14 protein-coding genes are annotated in these 21820 nt (G+C 41.6%); all 14 read right to left on the bottom strand.

What is annotated here, in order from left to right; all coding sequences use genetic code 11:
* Positions 1–9: 9 nt before the first annotated feature.
* Positions 10–3591 (bottom strand): TonB-dependent receptor, encoded by a 3582-nt coding sequence (locus QWY93_RS08395; protein ID WP_290247748.1) that lies wholly within the window; start codon positions 3589–3591, stop codon positions 10–12.
* A gap of 74 nt (positions 3592–3665) precedes the next feature.
* A complete protein-coding gene (locus QWY93_RS08390) occupies positions 3666–4745 on the bottom strand; it encodes a FecR family protein (protein WP_290247747.1) in 1080 nt (359 codons plus the stop codon).
* A gap of 559 nt (positions 4746–5304) precedes the next feature.
* On the bottom strand, positions 5305–5877 hold the full coding sequence (locus tag QWY93_RS08385; protein WP_290247746.1) for an RNA polymerase sigma factor: 573 nt from the start codon (positions 5875–5877) through the stop codon (positions 5305–5307).
* Positions 5878–6115: 238 nt separating this feature from the next.
* A complete protein-coding gene (pelA, locus tag QWY93_RS08380) occupies positions 6116–7249 on the bottom strand; it encodes a pectate lyase (protein ID WP_290247745.1) in 1134 nt (377 codons plus the stop codon).
* A gap of 265 nt (positions 7250–7514) precedes the next feature.
* Positions 7515–9149, bottom strand: coding sequence for a glycoside hydrolase family 28 protein (locus tag QWY93_RS08375; RefSeq protein WP_290247744.1), 1635 nt, complete (start codon positions 9147–9149; stop codon positions 7515–7517).
* Between the two features lie 183 nt (positions 9150–9332).
* Positions 9333–10946, bottom strand: a complete 1614-nt coding sequence (locus tag QWY93_RS08370; protein WP_290247743.1) for a DUF5060 domain-containing protein — start codon at positions 10944–10946, stop codon at positions 9333–9335.
* A 254-nt stretch (positions 10947–11200) separates the two neighbouring features.
* Positions 11201–12916: a hypothetical protein gene (locus tag QWY93_RS08365; protein WP_290247742.1), complete on the bottom strand. Its 1716-nt coding sequence runs from the start codon at positions 12914–12916 to the stop codon at positions 11201–11203.
* 1 nt (position 12917) lies between these two features.
* On the bottom strand, positions 12918–14438 hold the full coding sequence (locus tag QWY93_RS08360; RefSeq protein ID WP_290247741.1) for a sodium:solute symporter family protein: 1521 nt from the start codon (positions 14436–14438) through the stop codon (positions 12918–12920).
* A 214-nt stretch (positions 14439–14652) separates the two neighbouring features.
* Positions 14653–15606, bottom strand: a complete 954-nt coding sequence (locus tag QWY93_RS08355) for a dihydrodipicolinate synthase family protein (protein ID WP_290247739.1) — start codon at positions 15604–15606, stop codon at positions 14653–14655.
* Positions 15607–16020: 414 nt separating this feature from the next.
* On the bottom strand, positions 16021–17514 hold the full coding sequence (locus QWY93_RS08350; protein ID WP_290247737.1) for an FGGY family carbohydrate kinase: 1494 nt from the start codon (positions 17512–17514) through the stop codon (positions 16021–16023).
* Between the two features lie 173 nt (positions 17515–17687).
* Positions 17688–18665 carry an ABC transporter permease gene (locus QWY93_RS08345; RefSeq protein WP_290247735.1) on the bottom strand — a complete coding sequence of 326 codons (978 nt, stop codon included), beginning with the start codon at positions 18663–18665 and terminating at the stop codon, positions 17688–17690.
* Between the two features lie 15 nt (positions 18666–18680).
* Complete coding sequence (locus QWY93_RS08340; protein WP_353959628.1) at positions 18681–20213, bottom strand: sugar ABC transporter ATP-binding protein; 1533 nt, start codon at positions 20211–20213, stop codon at positions 18681–18683.
* A complete protein-coding gene (locus tag QWY93_RS08335) occupies positions 20173–20838 on the bottom strand; it encodes a DUF2291 domain-containing protein (RefSeq protein ID WP_290247734.1) in 666 nt (221 codons plus the stop codon). Before QWY93_RS08335 ends, QWY93_RS08340 begins: the two co-directional genes overlap by 41 nt.
* Positions 20835–21812 carry a D-ribose ABC transporter substrate-binding protein gene (locus QWY93_RS08330; RefSeq protein ID WP_353959627.1) on the bottom strand — a complete coding sequence of 326 codons (978 nt, stop codon included), beginning with the start codon at positions 21810–21812 and terminating at the stop codon, positions 20835–20837. Before QWY93_RS08330 ends, QWY93_RS08335 begins: the two co-directional genes overlap by 4 nt.
* Positions 21813–21820 lie beyond the last annotated feature (8 nt).

Below are 21820 nucleotides of genomic sequence, written 5' to 3'. Positions count from 1 at the left end.
TATTTTAAGTTACGGTCTGATGTTTAGGCCTAAAGAATAGGTACTTAACACTGGATATCCATCCCATGAACTATTTGCATTCTTGTAGGAATATGGATTAACAAAGTTAACTGGATTAATTGCAGTAAGCCTAACACTTAAAGCCGACAGGTTCAATTTTTGAACAGTTTCTTTCGGCAATGAATAGCCCAGGTTTAAGTTAGGCATGGTAAACCGAAAACTACTCACCCTCCAAAAATCAGACGGTCTATTATTTATATTTCTAAAGTATGGATTTGGCATGGTACCATTTGGGTTTGTATCTGGATTATAGATATTATTCCAGATTTTTGGTACACTTTGGAAACTTCGGTCGATCTCTGATCTAATCCTGATGTTCCTGGCATCAATGTCATGATACCCACCCCAAGATATTCCAAGAGTTGCATGAAGGCTTAGCTGCTTGTATTTTAATCTTATGGTTGACCCAAGACCATAACTAGAATTTGGTCTCTGAAGTTCTACCCGGTCATTGTCATTGATAATACCATCTGGTTCAGCAAACTCGCCATCACCCAAATGATTTCCTCGAACATCGCGGTAATAAAGCATTCCTGGTTTTAGTTGATTTGCGGGTGTACCAAATACCTGTTGAATGTTATACTCACTCACATAGGCATCAATTTCTGCCTGGTCTTTGAACATGCCAAGGTAATCATAACCCCAGGTTCCAACGGCTGATGGCTCTCCCTGACCAGCATACCAAGGCAAAACAGAATTCTCATCAAAATTCCCTACAAGGACTTTATTGGTACTCCAACCACTGTTCACATCAATACCATAGCTAAAGTCTTCACCTATATTATCTTTCCATCCTACTGCAAATTCACCTCCCCAAAAATTCACTTCGCCATAGTTCTCTGCAGCAACAGTACCTCCAATGGAGAATGGTACAGCTCCTGTTCGTTCAATTAACATGTTTCGTCCTTTATTGTAGAAGGCATCAGCTGTAATATTTAACCTCCCATCTAAGAACTGCATATCAATACCGAGGTTGTTTTTATAGTCATCACTCCAGACCGCATCTCTATTTGGGGAAAGCTCCATCTTAAACCCATCTGTCCTTGGGGCATCGCCACCAAATGCAGCGCCTTTAGCTATTTGATAGGTGTAACGTTGTCTCCATGCCCACATTTTGGTATCGTCTTTCCCTAATTTACCGTGAGATAACCTGATCTTCAAGAAGTCAAGCACATCCGATTCGAAGAAATCTTCTTCAGAGATTATCCATCCCCCAGAAATTGAGTAGAAGTGACCCCAGTAATTTTCAGGAGCAAATTTTGTAGATGCATCTGACCGATATAAAACTTCCAATAAATACTTATCATCATATCGGTAGTTTACTCGCCCTACGTAGGAAAGTGCACCTGACTCATATCTCCATGTATATCCTTCTTGCGGACCAAATGCTGAGTTAAATTCACCATTTGAATTTGGCGCCACGTCTTCACGTCGAACCTGTTGCTGAGAGCCCTCAGATTCACCACGCTCTATCGTAGCCAGGGCACCAATGGTATGCTTCCCAAATGTTTTGTTGTAAGTTCCAACAAAGTTGTATTGTTCTGAAAAGCTATCTGAATTTCTATAGAAGATACGGTCCCCATTTTCAACCACAACAGGATCTCCAACTACCTCTGCATCTGGCAGATATATATGTCCATTTTCTCCGCTTCTTTCAAAATTATAAAGCTCATACTTTGTACCCAACTGGTGGTATTTCCCGCTTCCCATGTTTCTACCATAAGTTGCTCTAAAGGCCAATCCATCAATAAACGGAACCTCATAGGCAACATTCATATTGAAGGTTAAAGTCTGATCCTGATTTACTTTAAAGTTATCAAGGTTTTGGATGGCGAAATAATGGTATCCATTTCCACCAATACCACCCCTCGGGATATTTACAGGCAATCCGTTAATATAAGGAGGTACATAGCGAGGTGCACGAAGCAAGTTATTATAATCATCTTCTTCATTTTCACCACTTACTTTATTAAAAGTAGAAGAACGATTTGAGAAATTACCAGACACCTGCAAATTCGCTTTTAAACCTCTTGCTATATCAAGATTTGATCCGGCACGGAAGGTCCATTTGTCATAATCAACCTCAGCTAAGTTTCCTGTTTGTTGGTAGTAAGAAACGCCTGCAAAATAGGTTGCACCTTCTGCCCCACCACTTGCATTAATTGAGTGTCTTTGCGTAGAAGCTGAAGACCATGCGCGATCAAGCCAGTCATAACTATTGTCTTCAAAATGTGCAATCTCATCATCGGAGAAGAAATAATTATCGCTATTACTATCATCCCTGCTAACATTTGGGTTACCGTATGGGCCGTTAAGTTCATTCATAAACCGTCCATACTCAGCAGCACTAAGCATTTCTGTGCGCTTCTGTTCATCAGTAATACCATAAGATCCATTATAACTAAACTTAGGAGGGCCTGCTTTTCCACGTTTTGTTTTAATAACCACGGCACCGTTAGCACCTCTTGAACCATAAACTGCAGCCGCCGCATCTTTCAAAATACTAAGGCTTTCGATTTCTGAAGGGTCAAGTTGGTTGAATAAAGTATTATCATTTCGCCCATGATCATCAATCTGAAGAACCCCATCGATAATATACAAAGGCTGATTATTACCGCCGTCTTTTGACAAGGATATAGGATTTCTAATCGTTAATGTTGGTTTTCTACCAGGACGGGTAGAACCACCTGAAATATTAACACCTGGTAGTTTTCCGCGTAATGCAGTAGCTAAATCACCTACAGGTAGGTCCTCAAGCTCCTCCATGTTTACGGTTTCTACCGCACCGGTTAAATGTTCTCTTTTTTGTTCCCCATAGCCTACTACAACAACCTCATCCATAGCGTTCTCATCCATTTTCAGGGTTATGTTGATTTCAGTTTGATTTTCAACAACCACTTGTTTCTTTTCGAAACCAATAAAAGAGAATTGCAAGGTGGCACCCTCCTCAACATTAATACTATAATTACCATCAATGTCAGTTACTGTACCTTTGTTGGTACCTACCACTGTTACAGTAGCACCTGGAAGAGGCTCACCCTCTTCATCCACTACAGTACCAGTGATGGTTACCTGTGCCTGCACAGGTGCTGCAACAGCATCAACCTTATTTTCAGCTTTCCTTACACTGATTCGGTCATTAACCTGTTTGAAAGCCAATCCGTGGGAAGTTGCCAACTGGCTCAAAACTTCCTCCAAAGATCCGTTATTTACTTTTACATTTGCGGTGGCCTGACGGGCCAACATTTTTTTGTCAAAGACAAAAGAAAACTCAGTCGCTTTATGCAAAGCGGAAAATACTTCCTCCAAAGAGACATTATTTAAGTCTAAAGACACTTGGATTTCTTCCAAATCCTTTGGCCCTTGGGTGCTTGCTCCTGCAGCATACAGCAAATTCAAGCAGAAAAGCTGTAATACAAAGCCGCAGAGAAAGATTTTCCCCTTAAATTTTAGGCTGTGTAATAATTTCTTCATAATCATTTGTTGTTTTGGTGAATTGTTAATTGCTAAAACCCGGCTTTTATCACCCAAGGTTTATGCTCAATTGAATAAATAAAGTTTTGCGGCGACCGAAGGTTATTCAGTCACCCATACTCCATGTCTATTTATGTTTTCATTTGGGTTGATGATTTTTTAAATTGTATGGTTACGTTTTTATTTTCTATGGAAAAATCAAACTGGAAAGCATAAGCAATACTCAGTAGTACATTTTCCAAATTATCTCTATGAAACTCCCCGGACACTTTGGCATTCTTTCCAAATTGTCCCTCAGTTTTGATTTTTACTCCATACCACCTCTCTAAAGTCTTGACCACCTCAGGAAATGGTGTGTCTTCAAAGTAAATGGTCCCCTTGGTCCAGAGTAGTACAGTATTTGTATCAAAATGGTCTTTTTCAAATCCTTTTTCGGAAAGTAAAACAGCTTCACCTGGATTAAGGATCATGCTCTCCTGAGCCCTTGCTTTTTGGTTTTCCTGATCCACTTTTACTTTTCCTTCCACCAATTGCACTTTACTGGTTTCCCCGTCATAGGCACTTACATTAAATGCTGTCCCTAAAGCTTCTGTGGTTAGGTTGCCTCCATGAACTCTAAAAGGAAGCAAACTGTCTTTGGCTACTTTAAAGTAGGATTCTCCTTTCAGGATGATCTCCCGGTTATTTTGACCAAAACCCTCCTGGTATCGGATTTCACTAGCGGCATTCAAAATCACATCACTGCCATCGGGCAAATGCACTTTTTTCTTTTCGCCGGGAAGAGCGGTTCTTACAATCCAGCTCATTTTTTCCTCTTCCCTCATGGTCTCCTCAAAAATCCCGGTAAGATTAATTCCAACCAAACCCACTACTGCTACCACCAGGATCACCATAATTTTTAATCCGGTGTATTCCCGCCTAGGCTTTAGCCTTTCTCTCAGATGGGATTCAACAGGTTTTTCTTCCTCGGCATCAATGATATTATTGATGGCTGCAAAAACCTTATTTTGGCTTTCCGGCTCCCATTCCTGCTCCTGCTCACCCATCGCCAACAATAGGGACTTGGCAGCCTCTACCATATCCATTTTTTCCGGATGGTTTTCACACCAAGCTTCCCATTGCTGGTCCTGAAATGTTTCCTTACGGAACACCCATTGTCTAAAGGAAGCATCCTCCAAGAAATCTTCGATATGATTGAAATGATTATTCAATTTCAGGTTCTTTAATTAGAAGGGGGCCAATTATCTGATTTCTAATCACCATTTTTCATAAAAATTGAAACTTCAATAGTTTTTCAACTATCTCCATCGATATTTACAAACCTTGCAATAAATCGGTAAAATTTTTAATAGATCTTAATACAAAAAAGATGATTTTCCAGGCTCAATTTTAATCTTTTTTTCCTTTTTGGGCATTTTTTGAATATGAACTACCCTTTTTTAAGGCATGGGGGATTTATAACTGGATAAAATTTCCAAACTATTTCTTCAAAATTGATTCTTTCTTCCTGTAGGATTGAACTGGTCAAATAGAAGTATCAATGAATAGCTTTCAATTAAAAAACAATCTTAATATGCCATCTTTCAAGGGGTGAATATGGTGTTATTTTTAATTCCTCAAGCGGCTTTCAAATTGGGCCCGCTGACTTGGATTAATGATAAATGGATTTTGGGAGAGTTGTCCTAATACTTTTCCAAAAAATGGATGGATTAAAGAAGTATTTAATAAAGAAAAAATTTCATTTTTGGTAATGACTTTCTAAAAAGTCTCTCATTTGGTCTTCGATTGCACTTTTTCGGTCATTGAATCTTTTAAAACCTTAATAGATTTAAATATCAAATTATATAAAGAAGGAATCTGAACATTCATCAATTCTGCTATTTCATCATAATTTAATTCTACAAAGTAACGCAAATACACCGCTTCCCTTTGTCTTTCTGTCAGCAGGTTAATGGCTTTGTGTAGTTTTTCATTGGATTCATTGATAAATTGCTTCTTTACCACACCATCCAAATAGGAAGATTCTTTTAATAAAGCAGAAGAAAATTGGTCAATACTTTCCTGTTTTCTAAAAGAAGACAACCTTCTGATGATCTCCCTTCTAAATGCGGTGAACAAATAAAACTTAAGCGATGAACTGATCTGGGTTGTTTTTCTTTTATTCCAAATACCCAAATACACATCCTGAATAACATCTTCAATCACCTCCCGGCTACCGGTAAATTTTTGGCCATACTTAAATAAGTCCTTGGAATAAACTTTAAAGCAATAGCCAAAAGCTCCCCTGTCATCAGATGCGATCATCTTCCACAACTGTGCATCATTTAAAGTTTCATAGTTCATAGCCCTTGGGTTTCCTGTTCCTAATATTTGGATTTAAACCTTTCTTGGTTCATTATACTTTTCAGCTGTTACTCAAGTGAAAATTTCTTTCTGTTGTTTTTTAATAGAATCAAATTTCAATCCCAGTAACATTAACAAAGTTATCACTATCTCCCGCTGAACTTCCCTGTACTTACCTGCCGATTTCTCAAAATCCCCGTTTATGACATTTTTTTGCCGGAAATGGAAGTTTTATTCTTTATTGAATTATTTTGGCTTTCCATTCGGGATAATCCTTTCCCAACAACTTCCCGGCATAATTGCCTAAGAAACTGTAACCTATTCTCCTTTCTTGTTCGATTTCGGATAGGTGATACTTGATAATACCGTCCCTTCCGACAAAAATTGGTCTTTGTGTTTCTAATTCGTAAAACCGTCCCCAAATGGGTTTGGCTTCGGGATCCTCTACAACTACCAGATCATATCCTTTTGGAGAGTTTTCGTCATTTACTTTTTCCAGGCGAATTCCTTCTACTTTAGAGGACTCGAACCAATCCACCGCACTTTCTACCGCAGTAATCACCCGTTCATCTGGTTGTTCCAATTCCATGAGATACTGAACTATGCCAACACTTTCGCTTCCACTAAGTGAAGGCAGCTCATAAGCCCTTGCCTTAGCTGGACTTAAATCGTCCTTATCATGCTGGGCGCACCAAACAGTCAATTCTCCATCCACCTCAACCTGGGTTTCCAATATGATTTCCAATCCTTTATCGATGGCTTTTTGAGCAGCTTGACGCTTATTTTCACCTACAAAATCATATGGAGGTTTCTTTTTTGCCACGTCTTTGAGCAGTTGCATTACCCCAATCATCGCCCCGTCATTGTAAGTTATATGTTCATAATAACCTTCTCTGATGGGGTAAAACTGGGGCCAACCTCCATTTTCATACTGTGCTTCCAACAGATAATCCAAACCATCCAAAAAAGCTTCTTTATATTTATCATTTTTTGTTTCATCAAACACTTTGGCCAAATACCTCATTTGGGTATGGGTGGCACCATTGTCAATAGTGGTCCCTATTTGATTACTCTTTTCCTTTGCCAAATCTTTCTTATCGGACTCAGATAGCTCTGCAGCCATATCAATGTTTTTCACCCATCCTCCATTATGATTCTGGTACAAAAGCACATTGTCAGCAATCCGTTGGGCTTCCTGACTGCCATACCAACTATCTTCCTGGTGTTGCGCTTCATTCCAGGAAACCTTTTCGGCAGTTGGTTTAATACCACAGGCGATTGCCACTAAACACAAACTGAAGATTAATAACCTTTTGTGAAGGTTTTTTCCTCCAAATAATCCAGAGAAAGGAAATAACGATTGGAGTTTCATATTTTGGGTTTGGCTATTAAATAGGTTGTCCGAATGCAGGAATTATTTCATTTGGAATTATCAACCTTAGTTCGAATCTAAAATCGTCACTGCGAGGCTTATTGGGAGGTTGTGGGGAAAAAGTCGTGGCAGTCTCCATGAAGATTGCAACACCCTTTCCTCACACTACACCAATCGCAAAAGGATTCGCTCCATAGGCGTCCCCATGGGACAATGACGGTTTATTCCATATTTCGGTCCTAATTAACCGGACTCTGTTTATCAATTATTTTGCATCAGACTCCCCGCTGTAACTTCCATCTTTCCAATTTTTGGGATGGGCCGGGGTAGTATTTTCGAACTGAATATTTTTGGTCTGTTCACCTTTAGTTTGAGCATAAATGCCCCCCCCTGGAACGTCAAACTGAACATCCTCAAACAGGATATCGCGGGCATCCAAAAATTTCATCAGGCTGTCCTGGCTGCTTACTTTGACATGCCGGAAAGTGAGGTTTTTTGCATCATCGGCATTGAAAAACCTGCGGCAATCTTTTACCTCAACATTTTCCATTACCAGATTTTCTAATGGGGATTCTGGAATACCATTAATATTTACAAAGGTCGAAGCAGTATTTACCAATATGTCCTTGATATGAATATCTTTAAACTTAGGTGTCAATTCATTGACTTCACGGGGAGGCATTCTTTTGGCCAAATCACCCACATACAATTCCTGGCCAAGCAAATCCCAACGGAATGCTGTCATTTCCAGGTTCATTCTTAATCTTTCATAATATAGGTTTTCACCGCCTCCACCTCTTGGACGACGGGTTTTGAAACGAATCCCCACACCGGTATTGTCAAATACACAATCATGGATGTAAAGATTCTTAATTTTCCCGGCAGTTTCACTCCCAACGGTAATTCCACCATGTCCTTGTTTGGCCAGGCAATAGCGGACTACAATATTTTCGGTAGGCTTGTTGACACGGATTCCATCCTTACCTCTACCTGCCTTCATGGTAAAGCAATCATCCCCATTATTAAGGGTAGAATACTCTATCAAAACATTTCTAGAGGATTCAATGTCAATTCCATCTCCACGAGGGATCCCAACAGAATTTACGGTTACCCCACGAATGATCACTCCATCACAATAAACCGGTACAATATTCCAAAAGGCTGTACGCTCCAGGGTAATCCCTTCTATATAAACATTGGTACATTCGGTTGGGCTGACAAACATGGGCAAAAAGATAGATTCCCCATTGTAGCCTTCATAAACCCTTTCCTCAACCGGTTTTTCGATGGGAACAAATTTCTCTGTAACATCCTCCGTCATCATTTGGTCCTTCACAGGTCCTTCCTCAGGACCATACAAAGTACCCTTTCCTGTCAATGCTATATTATCCTGCTGATATGCATAAATACATGCACCCAAGGACATTACTTCTACCCCCTCATGTCGGGTAAATACCGCTGGCCGGAAATCTTCCAATTGACCACTAAAATAAAGTTCAGCACCTTCGGAAATATGGAAATTAACATTGCTCTTCAAACTGATTCTTCCGGATTTCCATTTTCCTTCAGGAACCACCACTTTACCACCTCCCTGGGCGCTTACCTCGTCAATGGCTTTTTGGATGGATGCTGTGGATATCACCCCTTGCTTAGCTCCATAATCCACAATGCTTACCGTACGATCGGGGAATTCAGGTTTTTTAAATTCCGGCATATCGAAAGGTGCATCTACCGGAGCTATCTCCTCTGGCAAGTTATCAGCACCCACCTGGTCCCTGGTCATTAAGCTGTCCAAAGGAAAATAAGATTCCTCCTTTTTCTCTGCCTTATTGGGAGTACAAGCGGTGGCCAAAAGCAAGCCAGCCATCAAAATCACAAAAACATTATTGTTTCTAATCATGGTTATCTTAGATTGTTTCCTTCCATTCAAGGAAAATTGTTCAATCAGTTTACAGAATAAGTTTCAAATTAATTTAATCGGGAAAGACATCTGTCCTGTGCTATCCTGCGGAAAATCACCCTTTACCATTATTGACATTCAATAGTTTAAACAAAGAAGCTTCAATTAATTCTAAAAGCCTTTTTATGGATAAAAAGGCTTTTCTGCTACTTTTTTAATTCTTAAAGCTAAATAGGGTTTTCCAGGAAGTTGGATTTCCCTTCCATCTTTATCTCTGAACTTATAGCCATCTCCCTCTAAAGGAACCATTTCAAAAATTCCTTCAACCGGGTCTATGGTCATATTCCAGGTATCTATAATTTCGACTTTAAACCGATCCCCTTCTTCTAGGCCTCTTTTGGGCAAAATCACCTTCCAAGAGGATGGGCTTTCCTTTCCGAAATAAAACATATAAAACTCCCCTCCTTTTCCAGTAAGATTCAATTCATAATACTGATCAACAGGATTCCAATCCACCGGACTTTCTTGCACCAACGATTTTAAAAAGGCAATCCTTTCAGGGCTTTCCCCTATCAGTTTTCCACCTGTAGAAATCCAGGGGTTCTTCTTATAAGATTCACCATGAGTCGCATATCCTCCCCCGATGTATGCATTCCAAAAACGAAAAGTAAGTTCTTCGGCAGAAATCCTTCCCCATCTTCTGGTAATATTTCCCTCATAATTGATTTCATCATGGACAACTGGTTTCCGGAACAAATCCCTCAGTAAAGGACTTACGCCGGGAACTCTCACGGCATTATAATATTGTAAGCTAATATGGCTCACCCAAGGTTTTCCATAATCATAAATATTTCCTGCATTGTGTATGGACCGGAGATGGCCATAAGAATCTTTTTCTTCCACCAACTGAAACAATTCATCCCATTCCTCATCAGTCAGACTTTTCATAAAACTATTTTCATTGGCCAAACTCCACCAAATGTTGGAAAATGCAGCATAACGAGCCATCATATAGGAGACAAAACGTTTGTTGGTTTCCTGATCCATTTCATCAAAGCCCCATCGTCCATCATCGTAGGGTCTAAAAAGAATCAGGTCTGCTTGTATTCCATTTTCATAAAGCCACTTTACACATTGATCAAGTTTTTTAAAATATTCAGGATTAAAGCGCGAAAAGTCCCAGTTTTCCCTGGAGGTCCCTTCAAATGGAAATTCTTCTATTTTTAATTTCCCCTCTTCAATGTACCTTTCCTTATAGGGAGGAACTGCCAAAAACCGCACCTTATTAAAAGGTGAAGATTTTAAGGTTTCCAAAGTTTTTAACTGGGATTCCATGGATTGAAATGGCCATTCATAAACAGTGGTACCAAAAGGGTAAAAAGGAGTTCCATCTGGATATTGAAAATGATATTGATCCCGAACCATTACAGGTCCATGGGTTCCTCTTTTGGCTTCCGTACAAATTAATTTTCCTTCTTTTCCATCCAAAGAAGGTTTGTTGCTGAAAGTTTTATAAGTCCATTCTCCCTGCTCTTCCGGCATAAATCGGATCTTGTATTCTCCATTACCATCATAAAACCCCTCCGTCCAAAGTGAATCGTTATCATTATAAAAAACCGCGCCGAATTCTGTTCCAATAAAAGGATTTCCACCTTCCGGCCCCTCAAGGATCAATTCAAATAAATCCCATTGCGGTACAGAAGTTTGACCAACTACTGAATTCCCAGTAAGGAAATACAGTTGCGCTAAACAAAAAGAAGTCAGGAATATTTTGTTGAATTTAATAGCTAATCGCATGGTTAATTTTGGGTTAAAAATGGATATGGAATAAAGTAATAAGATATTCCTACCCAACTTTCCTGCACTTTGCTGATTAAAAAAATCAAATTCAAGAAAAAAGCAGTGCCGTCAATAAAACCCTACTAAAATTGACGACACTTGCATTGAAAAAATATTATTCCGGTCCCTTCGGCTCCCCTCAGGGACCATAGAGTGCCTAGGCCTAACCTAAGCGCTCTAAAATCTCAAGTCTTACATCTAAAAACTATTATCTATCTTTTCCCAGCTTTCAGCTTTTTGGTGGCATCTTCCCCTCCATTGAGTAAATAAAGCAAAGGCAATGGTCTGTCTTCTCCTTCAATAAACTGTGGCCTTTTGTGCCAGGGAGTTACGGAAAGAACATTGGCAAAATCCATCCAAAATTGCAATCTGGCTGGTTTCAAATCCCAGGTCATGTGGAAATGGTTGGCCGGAGCATATTGCTTGTACTCCATCATGGTAGCATATTTGGGTACCACAAAAGTATGTGGCCAGGTAGGGTTGGCTCCTTCACAAACTTCCTTGGTCATGGCTTCGGGCAGGGAAATTGTTTCCGCTTCATCCCAGATCATGGAGAACATGCCAGATAAAGAACTATAAGCCAATCTTGCTGCTACACCTTTTATTTCCCCCGGGGAAACAAAATGAACGGAATTACCTAAATAATAGAAATAATCCACCGCTTTAGGAAAAGAGATTTTGGACATGATTTCTTTTTCCCCTGTCCCTGGCTTGGCGGCCCAATTAAAGGAAGCAGAACCTGAATTCACTCCATCCACAAAACCTTTCTCCAACCATTTTTCATGGCCTTTGATGACATAATCATTCTGCTCCGCCAATGCTTTGGCATCCTCTTTGTCCCAGGCTTTTCTAAAATCCATAAACAATGGAGGGTTTCCACCGGAAAGCCAGGTCATAAATAATTGAGTCAATAAAGCCTGAACATCCGCCTCAGTTGCAAAAGGAACTACAGGTTTTGGCCCATTATGGTCAAAAGAGCTATTGAAAAGTGACTCCATGATATCGGCTACCGGAAGCTGAATCCCTCTGTCATCAGATCCCCATTCTAATTGGCTCATAAAACCACCGCCTACGGCATCGATTTCTTTCATCAAATCCCGAACAATAAGGTAAAGAGCCAAGCTTTGATCCAATAATTCACTATCCTTTGCTGAATCAGGCAATTCGATTCGCTCACCCGCATGGCCATTCAACCATTTTCTTAAACGCTTCAATTCATCTTTATCATAGCTTTCCTTTTTCAGCATATCTGCCAAAAGCTTCATATCCAGTCTGGTTACCTCTAAACCAAATTGATTTCTGGTTTCCAAAACATGGGGTAATGCAGTTTCCATACCCATAGAATCATGGCCAAAGACCACCACCCTTTTGCCTTTTAAACCTTGGAAAGTGGCCGCAGCATAACACCAATCCACCAAGGCTTCCACAGTATCTGCACTCATTTCTGGGTTTTGGCCTACATCCGGCCATTTACCCACATTGATATGGGTCAACTTGCCGTATTGGGCAATCGCTCCTGAAGTGGCATGGGTATAAACCACACCTGGACGGGTTCCACTATTTCCAGTGGTGAAATTGATTGGAATATCCTGAGGAAAATGAGACAACAAAGACAAGGTGGTCAATTGCGGAAATGACCAGGTATCTGGTACACAAACCAAAATATTAACCCCAACTTCTTTAAATTGCTTGGCCACCTGATCTGCCTGTGCTTCTGCATCAATAAGGATATCAGAATAAACCACTTCAGCTTGATTGCCATCTGGAAGTTGGATTTTTCCGGCCAATTGGCTGGCGGCATGTTTGATGATATTGGTACTTCTCTCCCGGCTTGCTTGGTCGATCCGTGGATCACAAGGCGCGAACACCCCGATTACAGGTTTCCCTGTAGTTGCTTTGGTATTTCTGGATAATAATTTTGCTTCCATATCAATTAAGAACTTTTTCTTTTTCTTGCTTTTTTTTCTTTTTATTAAACAATAATGACAATAAAAACCCTGTCAGAAATATCACCAATGTCCCGATCACAATGGTCAGGTTGGTATGCATGGTGTTTTTGAAATCCACCCATTTTCCATCCGTTAGAACGATGGGGGTCAAACTCATCCAAGCAATGACCAAAATACCGACCACCACACCAATGGCGGCCTCCATTTGTTGGACTTTTTTAGAAAAATATCCCAAAAGGAACAATCCCAAAACCCCTCCACTGAAAACCGAAGATAGCGCCCACCAGGAATCAAGGGCACTTTTTACTTCTGTCATGGCCAGGGAAACCCCAATACTGATCAACCCCATAACCACAGCAGCAACGCCTAAAACTTTAAAACTGGCTTTGGTATCAGCATTTTTATTAATGTATTTTTTGTAGTGGTCTGTCAAAATCACAGTTGCCGAGCTATTCAGGCTGGTAGAAATGGTACTCATGCCTGCCGCAAAAATGGAGGCAATCAAAAGACCGGTCATTCCTTTGGGTAAACCATTAACAATGAAGAAGGGAAATATCTTGTCCGCGGCATCTGCTGATCGAAGCGAAGCAGGCAATAAATCTGGATTTACCTGGTAATAAGCAAACAGTGCCGTTCCGATAAAGAAAAACAGCAAGGATACAGGCACATATAACATACTGCCAAACCAAGTAGATTTGATCGCTTCCTTTTCCGTCCGGGCACTCATATACCGCTGAACATAATTTTGGTCAACTCCAAAATTCTGAAGGTTAATAAAAAGCCCATAAATCAAAATCACCCAGAAAGTGGCTTCAGTCAAACTCACTCCAAAACTTCCCAGGCTAAATTTATCCTGTTGGGCACCAATTTCTATCACTTGCATGGGCCCCTCAGGCATGGAAAACATAACTAAGCCCAAACAGATCAATGCCCCGGATATCAATACAATTCCCTGAATCGCATCTGTCCAAACTACGGCTTCAATCCCTCCCATGGATGCATAAATGATCACCGAAATCCCTGTAACAATGATGATGGTGCCGATATCCCAGCCCAAAAGGGCATTCATAGGCAAAGCCAGCAAATACAAAATCGTCCCCATCCTGGCCAATTGGGTCAGCAGATAACAGATGGAGGCATAGCCCCTAGCCCAGGATCCAAACCTTGTTTCCAGGTAATAATAAGCTGATTCACTTTGGACACCCCGGTAAAGCGGTACAAAGAATTTTACGGCCACCAACGCTGCAATAGGAATGGAAAGGCTAAAAACAAAACTGTTCCAATTGCTCAGATAGGCATTTCCGGGCAAAGCCAAAAAGCTAATGCTACTGACAAAGGTGGCAAAGATGGACATACCAATGGCCCAGGTGGGCAATTTTCTACCTCCCACCATGTAATCATCCGTTGTCCGTCCTTTTTTAAAATAAAATGATGCACCAAAAAACAGGATGCCCAACATATAAAGGAAAAAAATGACCAGGTCTATAATGGGTAGTTGCATGTGCTCTTGGTTATTTGATTAATTGTTTGTTTGTAATTGGGGAATTGGAATATCAGAAATTGTGTCAGATTTGCGGGGGCAGATTCCCGGCACAATCACTTTCGGCATTCCTCTTTGGGCCAAAGCCTTAATTGGCTCTATTTTCAGAATTAACATTGGTTTGGCCTTCCCTTTTAGGCTTTCATTCCAAACATTCCCTAAAAACGATTATTTACTAATCCTGTGCCTTTAGCCCTAATTCCTGAATCTTCACTTTGATATCTTCCAGGTTTTCGGCTATTTTTTCCCTTTCTTCTTTGCGAAAATGATGAAGCGGAGAAGCCATATAATCACTGCAGATCCCTAATACACTTAAGGCACATTTAATTCCCTTGAGGTAGCTGGAGCCAAATTTACCCAGAGCGTAAAGCCTGGTAGAAATCTCCAATACCTGGTCATGCAGGGCTTTTACAGTTTCCACATGCCCGTTTTCTGCCGCCTCATACAACTTCACGTACAATTCCGGGAACATATTGGCACCGCCATTGACACCGCCATGGGCACCCAAAAGTACCGTTTCGGCCATGATTTCTTCGGGCCCCACAAAGAGAGAGAAATCAGACCGGTCTTTCATTTTATAGAGTACCTTGTTGAAATAAGCATTGTTGGCTGAGCTGTCTTTCAGGCCAACAATTTTTTCATGTTTTGACAAGGTTTTCACCGTATCCGGCTCAATGACTATTTTGGTATGGGAAGGCATATTATACAGGAACAAAGGCAAAGGAAGCCTTTCCACCAAATACTCATAATACTCGATCAATTCGGGTTGGCCAAGGCTAAAATAATAAGGCGGCGCAGCTACAACAGCCGCAGCACCAGCTTCAGCAGCAGTATTGGCCAATCGCAAACTCTCGGTTGCAGCGGTATCGGTAATACCCACCAAAACAGGAACCCTGCCATCTACAATTTCACAAGTCCGCTCCACCAGTTCATGTCTGATTTTGTAAGACAAACTGGTAGATTCTCCAGTGGTACCAAGGATAAACAACCCGTGAACGCCCCCATCAATGATATGGTTGATCAGACGTTCCAAGCCTTCCACATCTAATGTATCATCATCCAATAATGGAGTGATCATAGGGGGAACAATTCCCTTAAAGGGTTTCGGTAATGAGGGTATCGTTTTCATATTTAGTGCAGCTATTATTTTGAATCAAAGCTTTTTAAGATAAAGCAATTTGATTCTTTAATTAGAGTTTTAACTACAAACTTATGCTTTGTCCGCATAAGACTATCCTGCACTTACTTGATAGGCTGTTACAAAAATGAGGAATATGTGAGGAGGGATTGAGCTGGGCTTTCAGCCCGACATTGTCACAATGCAACCATGCCAAGGGCCTTGCCCTTGGCTAAACTGAGATAGGTTTTCAGTCTGATTTCACTAAAATCCACCCACAAATTCTAAAATCTGACACATTTAATCGGATTTTGGTCAAATTCCGGAACCCGCAAATGAAATATGGTGAATACGCCCTGAAAGGGCAGTTAAAGTTATTATTTTTGATTTAAACCTTCAGGCTAATATTCAACATTTGGCATAGAATTACCCTCCGTTTGCTAGTGCTTTCTTCCAACCTTCATAGGCCAATTGAACCGACTCCCCTTTGCCATTGGGAATGATTTGGTTTTTGTTTTGAAGATATTGAAGTTGTTCCAAACTTTCATACACCCCCGCTTTTAGACCTGCTAAATATGCTGCCCCTAGGGCGGAAACATCCGGTATGCCCACATTGACCACAGGTTTCGATAAAAGATCGGATAAAAATTGGGTAACAAATCCATTGGCACTGATGCCTCCATCTATATTCAATGCTTTCAAATCCAAACCTGAATCCGCTTCCATCGCAGCAATGACATCTTTGATTTGGTAGGGAATAGATTCCAAAGCAGCCCGGACGATATGTTTTTTGGTAGAGTCGAAAGTTATTCCTACCAAGGCAGCTTTCCGCTTCATATCCCAATGGGGGGCCCCAAGGCCACTAAAGGCAGGGACCAGGTAAACTCCCTGGTTGGATTCCAGTGACAGGGCAATTTCTTCTGTTTCCTTGCTATTTTCTATCAGCCCCAATTCATTTTTCAGCCACTCTATTGTCGCCCCACAAGTGACAATCACTCCCTCCAAAGCATAATTGACCTGCCCTTCAGTGCTCCAGCAAATGGTGGTCACCATGCCGTGCCCGGAGACCTTTGGCTTTTCTCCAATATTCATCAAAACCGAACAACCAGTCCCCAAGGTGGCTTTGGCCGTACCCGGGGCAAAACATTCCTCCCCAAATGCCGCTGCATGGGAATCACCGATCATGGAATTCACCTTCACAGGTTGCTTCAAAATCCCCCCAAAATCAGATTGTCCAAAATCTGCAGAGGATGGCCCCACTTCCGGTAAATTCAGTCCGGAAAGGTTAAATTGATCTAATAATTCCTGATCCCAATCCAGGGTTTCCAGATTAAAAAAGAGTGTTCTGGAAGCATTGGTATAATCGGTTTTATATTCCTGTCCATTGGTCAGCTTGTAAAGCAACCAAGTATCCACAGTCCCAAAATAGGCTTTGCGCTCATCAATGGCTGATTTTACCTTTGTTTTATTTTCGTACAACCAGATCAGCTTGGTACCCGAAAAATAGGGATCAATGATCAATCCGGTCTTTTCACGGATCATGGGCTCCAAGCCTCTGGATTTTAGTTGCTCACAAATTTCAATGGAACGTTTACATTGCCAGACCACCGCATTATAAAGGGGTTTTCCTTCCTTATCCCAAAGCACGAAGGTTTCTCTCTGGTTGGAAATGCCACAAGCCTGGATTTGATCAAGGCTCCCCCCTTTTTGCTCAAATTCTTTCAAGCATTGCTGAACCGCTTCCAGGACATTTTGATAAATAGCTTCAGGTTCCTGTTCCACCCAGCCCCCATCAAGGTAATGGGTTTTCAAAGGAACCGAACCTTTCACCACCTGTTGCCCCTCCTGATCAAATATCAAAGTTTTGGTTCCACTGGTTCCCTGATCAATAGATAATATATATTGGTTTTCTTTTTTCATGAGTTTTTGGATTTACTGCAAGGATTGCAAAATAATGCGCTAAGGTGGCAAGATTTTTTGGCGATAATCTTTGCGAATTCTTAGCCCACATTGCAGTTAATATTTTCTCTGGCTACTAATTTTTTAACAATCTTCCAATTCCATTGTGGCCTTGGCGCCTCTACGAGCAATCACTATTCTTCTTTTGAATTGGCTTTATCGATCATGACGGCCAAAAGAATCACGGCTCCTTTGACCACCTGTTGCCAGAATGGGCTAACATTGAGCAATACCAAGCCATTATTAAGTACACCAATGATGATACCACCCAACACAGCCCCCATGATGCTACCTTTACCTCCGGAAAGAGAAGTCCCCCCGATTACCACTGCAGCAATAGCATCCAATTCATAGCTTATCCCAGCATTGGGCTGAGCAGAGTCCAAGCGGGAAGTCACGATCATACCACCCACAGCTGCCAAGCCGCCGGCAATGGCATAAACGGTCATTTTGACCCTGCTGATATTGATTCCGGAAAGCCGGGCTGCCCTTTCATTTCCTCCGATAGCATATACATACCGGCCAAATTTGGTCTTGGTGGTCAGTAAAACCGCAGCACCAACTATCGCTCCTGTAATCCAAACGGGCATGGGAATTCCGATAAACCAACCCGTTCCCAGATAGGCAAATTTTTCTCCCAAACCATTGATAGGAAAACCTTGAGTCCAGAGCATGGTCAATCCACGGGCAATGGTCAGCATAGCCAGGGTGGCCACAAAGGGGGGCACTTTGAACTTGGTGATGGTCCAGCCATTGAACCAACCCAAGCCAAAACCTAAAGCCACTCCGACGATGACAGCACCCAGGGGGGCAAAGCCGATGTACAGGTTCATGGCTTCCCAGGCAATACCGTTTTTGATCAGGGAAGCCGTTACTGCCCCACATAAGGCCAAGATGGATCCTACCGAAAGGTCAATTCCTGCCGTCAAAATAACCAGGGTCATGCCCACGGAAATGCAGATATTTACGGACACCTGCCGCATGACATTCCAACCATTGGCCAGGGTCAAAAATTGTTCGGAAAGCAAACTCAATACCAGGCAAAGCGCCAACAGCGCAATCATGGATTGAAATTTTGCCAGCGAGGGGATTTGTTTTTTTATTGCAATCATTTTAATTCAAGTTAATCAGCGGTTGTCAATAATAGCCGCCCTTAGAATTTCATCTTCTGATGTATTTTCATTGACCTGGATATTAGCTGTCATTTTTCCTTCTGCCATCACCAATACCCGGTCAGAAATGGCCAGGATTTCGGGCAATTCGGAGGAAACCACAATCAGTCCCAAACCTTCTGAAGCCAATTGTTTGATCAATTTGTAAATTTCATTTTTGGCATTGATATCAATACCACGTGTAGGCTCATCCAGCATGAGTACTTTCGGCTTGGTTGCCATCCATTTGGCCAGAACCACCTTTTGCTGGTTGCCCCCACTCAGTTTTTCCACTACCTGATGGGCAGAGGTGGCCTTGATTTTCAGTTCACCCATATACTTTTGAGCCAAATCACTTTCTTTCTTGGCATCCAACAAGCCTGCGGAAAGCAAATTATCTACAACAGTAAGGCTGGAATTGGTCCCAATATCCATGCAAAGCACAAGCCCATCTTGCTTTCTGTCTTCTGGAACCAAAGCTAAACCCGCCTCCATGGCCTCCTTGGGAGAATGGAAATGGCCCGCTTCACCATCAATGCACAACTCACCAGAACTGCTGGGATGCATTCCGAAAAGGGTTTCCATTAATTCAGTTCTCCCCGCTCCCATCAATCCAAAAATGCCAACCACCTCTCCTTTGCCCAGCTCAAAACAAATATTTTTCAATAACTGCTTATCTGGCCTCTGAGGATGAGGCAGGGATATATTTTTTGCGGAAAGTACTTTTTCGGTAAACTCTTTTTTGGTTTTATTTCTTTGGATGACAATTTCCCTTCCTACCATTTTTTGGATCAGGGCATCCTCAGTCATTCCTTTCATTTCTCCCGCCTCAATCAATTCCCCATCCCGGAGCACCACATAGCGTTCAGCAATTTTGAATAGCTCATCCAGCTTATGAGAAATATAAGCAATGGCCTTCCCTTCAGCGATAAGGTCCCGGATAATGCCAAATAGCACCTCCACCTCACTATCACTTATGGCAGAAGTGGGTTCGTCCATAATGATCACCTGGCTTTCCAGGGATAAAGCCTTGGCAATTTCAACCAATTGCTGTTGGCCAACTTTTAATTTGTTTACCGGGGTTTCAGGATCCACATCCAGCTTCAAGCGCTTTAATAACTTGACAGAAGCTTCATGCATCAATGGCACATCCAAAAAACCCAATTGGGTTTCTGGCTCCCTGCCTAAAAAAATATTTTCACGGATGCTCAAATGGGGAATCAGGTTCAGTTCCTGATGGATGATGCAAATTCCCTTTTCCTGGGCTTCCTTGGTGTTTTTAAACTTAACAGGCTCCCCTTGATAATAGATCGTCCCTTCGTAATCAGGATAAACTCCGGAAAGGATTTTCATCAGGGTGGATTTTCCGGCCCCATTTTCACCAATGATGGCCGTTACCATACCCGCTTTCAGCTCTAGACTGACCCCTTTTAAGGCCTTTACTCCTGTAAATTCCTTGGTAATATTCTCAACTGCCAGCATTCTCCACCAATTTCTTACTTTCCTCAAAACCTACTTTTACAGGGATGATCTCCAAATCACTGAGATTCACCTGCTCCTTATTCATCTCAATGGCCCCATAAAATGTGATTTTATCTCCCACTTGGGAATTTTGTTTTAATCCGGGCAAAACCTCCTTCCGAATCAACTGGTTGATTTCTGCGGAAACATTGTTGAAATCCATGGTCTGTTCAAAATCTGCCATGTCTACTCTTCCACTGGCGTCCCGAACCGCATTGCCAAAAATGTATTCGGTGGCAATTCGCACCGGATGGAATCCTTCTTCCGTTTGGACCATCACGGTAATTTCATTTTCATCAATTTCCCGGATCTCACCTTTTCCCTGGACCATAAAAAACCGGATATTTCCGATCCCCAGGGCTTTGGAATATTCATTAAAAGCCTTTTCGGGGTTTTGGTCCAATAAGGGAATCAAGTGGGAAAGCAGAGTGGCTCCCCCCAGGTTGGGCATCAATTCATTGTCCCAAAAATCCTGCGCATAAGCCACTGGATCAAATTTTCCAGCTTCGGCTTCTGCTCTTACTTTATCCAATTTTTTTATGGAAATAGAACTTGCCAATCCAGTTAATAGAATGCCGGCAACGACAATTCTTTTTATGACTTTTCTTTTCATGATTCCTCCTTTTTACCGTATGCCTTATAATATTCTACATTTCCCTTGTGCACGAGTTCTACATCCACCGGTAATTTTTTATCAAAATCCCTTTCTCCCTGGATGTATTTATCTGCCAATTGGGCAGCGGTTTTGGCCATGATTTTGGGAAACTGCATGGCGGTGGCAGTAATTCTTCCATCTTTGACCGCATCAACTACATCGGCTGCACCATCAAATCCAAAAACTTTGACTTCATCCTGCATTCCTGCCGCCTTCAAGGCCTGATAGGCTCCCATGGCCATAGCATCATTGCCGCAAAAAACAGCATCAATATCCTGATGAACCTGTAATATGGATTCCATCACTTCCATGGCTTTATTGCGGTCAAAATCTGCACTTTGCTGGGCTACCATTTTCAGTTCCGGATAAAAATCCACTACACTATGGAAGCCTTTTGAACGGTTCCAGGTATTGTTGTCCCCCACCAATCCAAGGAGTTCTACATAGTTGCCTTTTTTATCCAACTGATCCACAAAGTATTTCCCCAGGGAAACACATCCTGAATAGTTGTCCGATAAAATCTGGGAAGTGGCCTTATCAGAATTGACTTCACGGTCCATACAAAAAACAGCAATGTCCGCATCTGCCGCTTTGACCACATTACTTACAGAACCCTCTGCATCCGTAGGATTAAAGAGGATGGCCTGGTAACCAGCCGTGATGGCATTTTCAAAATGGTTGGTTTCCAAAGCCGTATTATTTTGTGAATCAAAAATATTGACTTCATAACCCAAGGATTCTGCTTCCTGGGCTGCTGTTTCTGCCAACACCACAAACCAGGGATTATTCAAGGTGGACACAATAACGGCCACTTTTCCCTTGGAAATGGAGGTAGCTGATTCGCTCTTACAACCTGGCAATAAAGTGATGACCATGGATAGTAAAAGGATCAGGTATGGGGTAAATTTAGGTATGGGTATTTTGGTATTCATTGTAATCA

Source organism: Echinicola jeungdonensis, from assembly GCF_030409905.1.
GTDB lineage: Bacteria > Bacteroidota > Bacteroidia > Cytophagales > Cyclobacteriaceae > Echinicola > Echinicola jeungdonensis.
The sequence above is the reverse complement of the archived record's forward strand: the minus strand, read 5'-3'. Positions and strand labels throughout refer to the sequence as shown.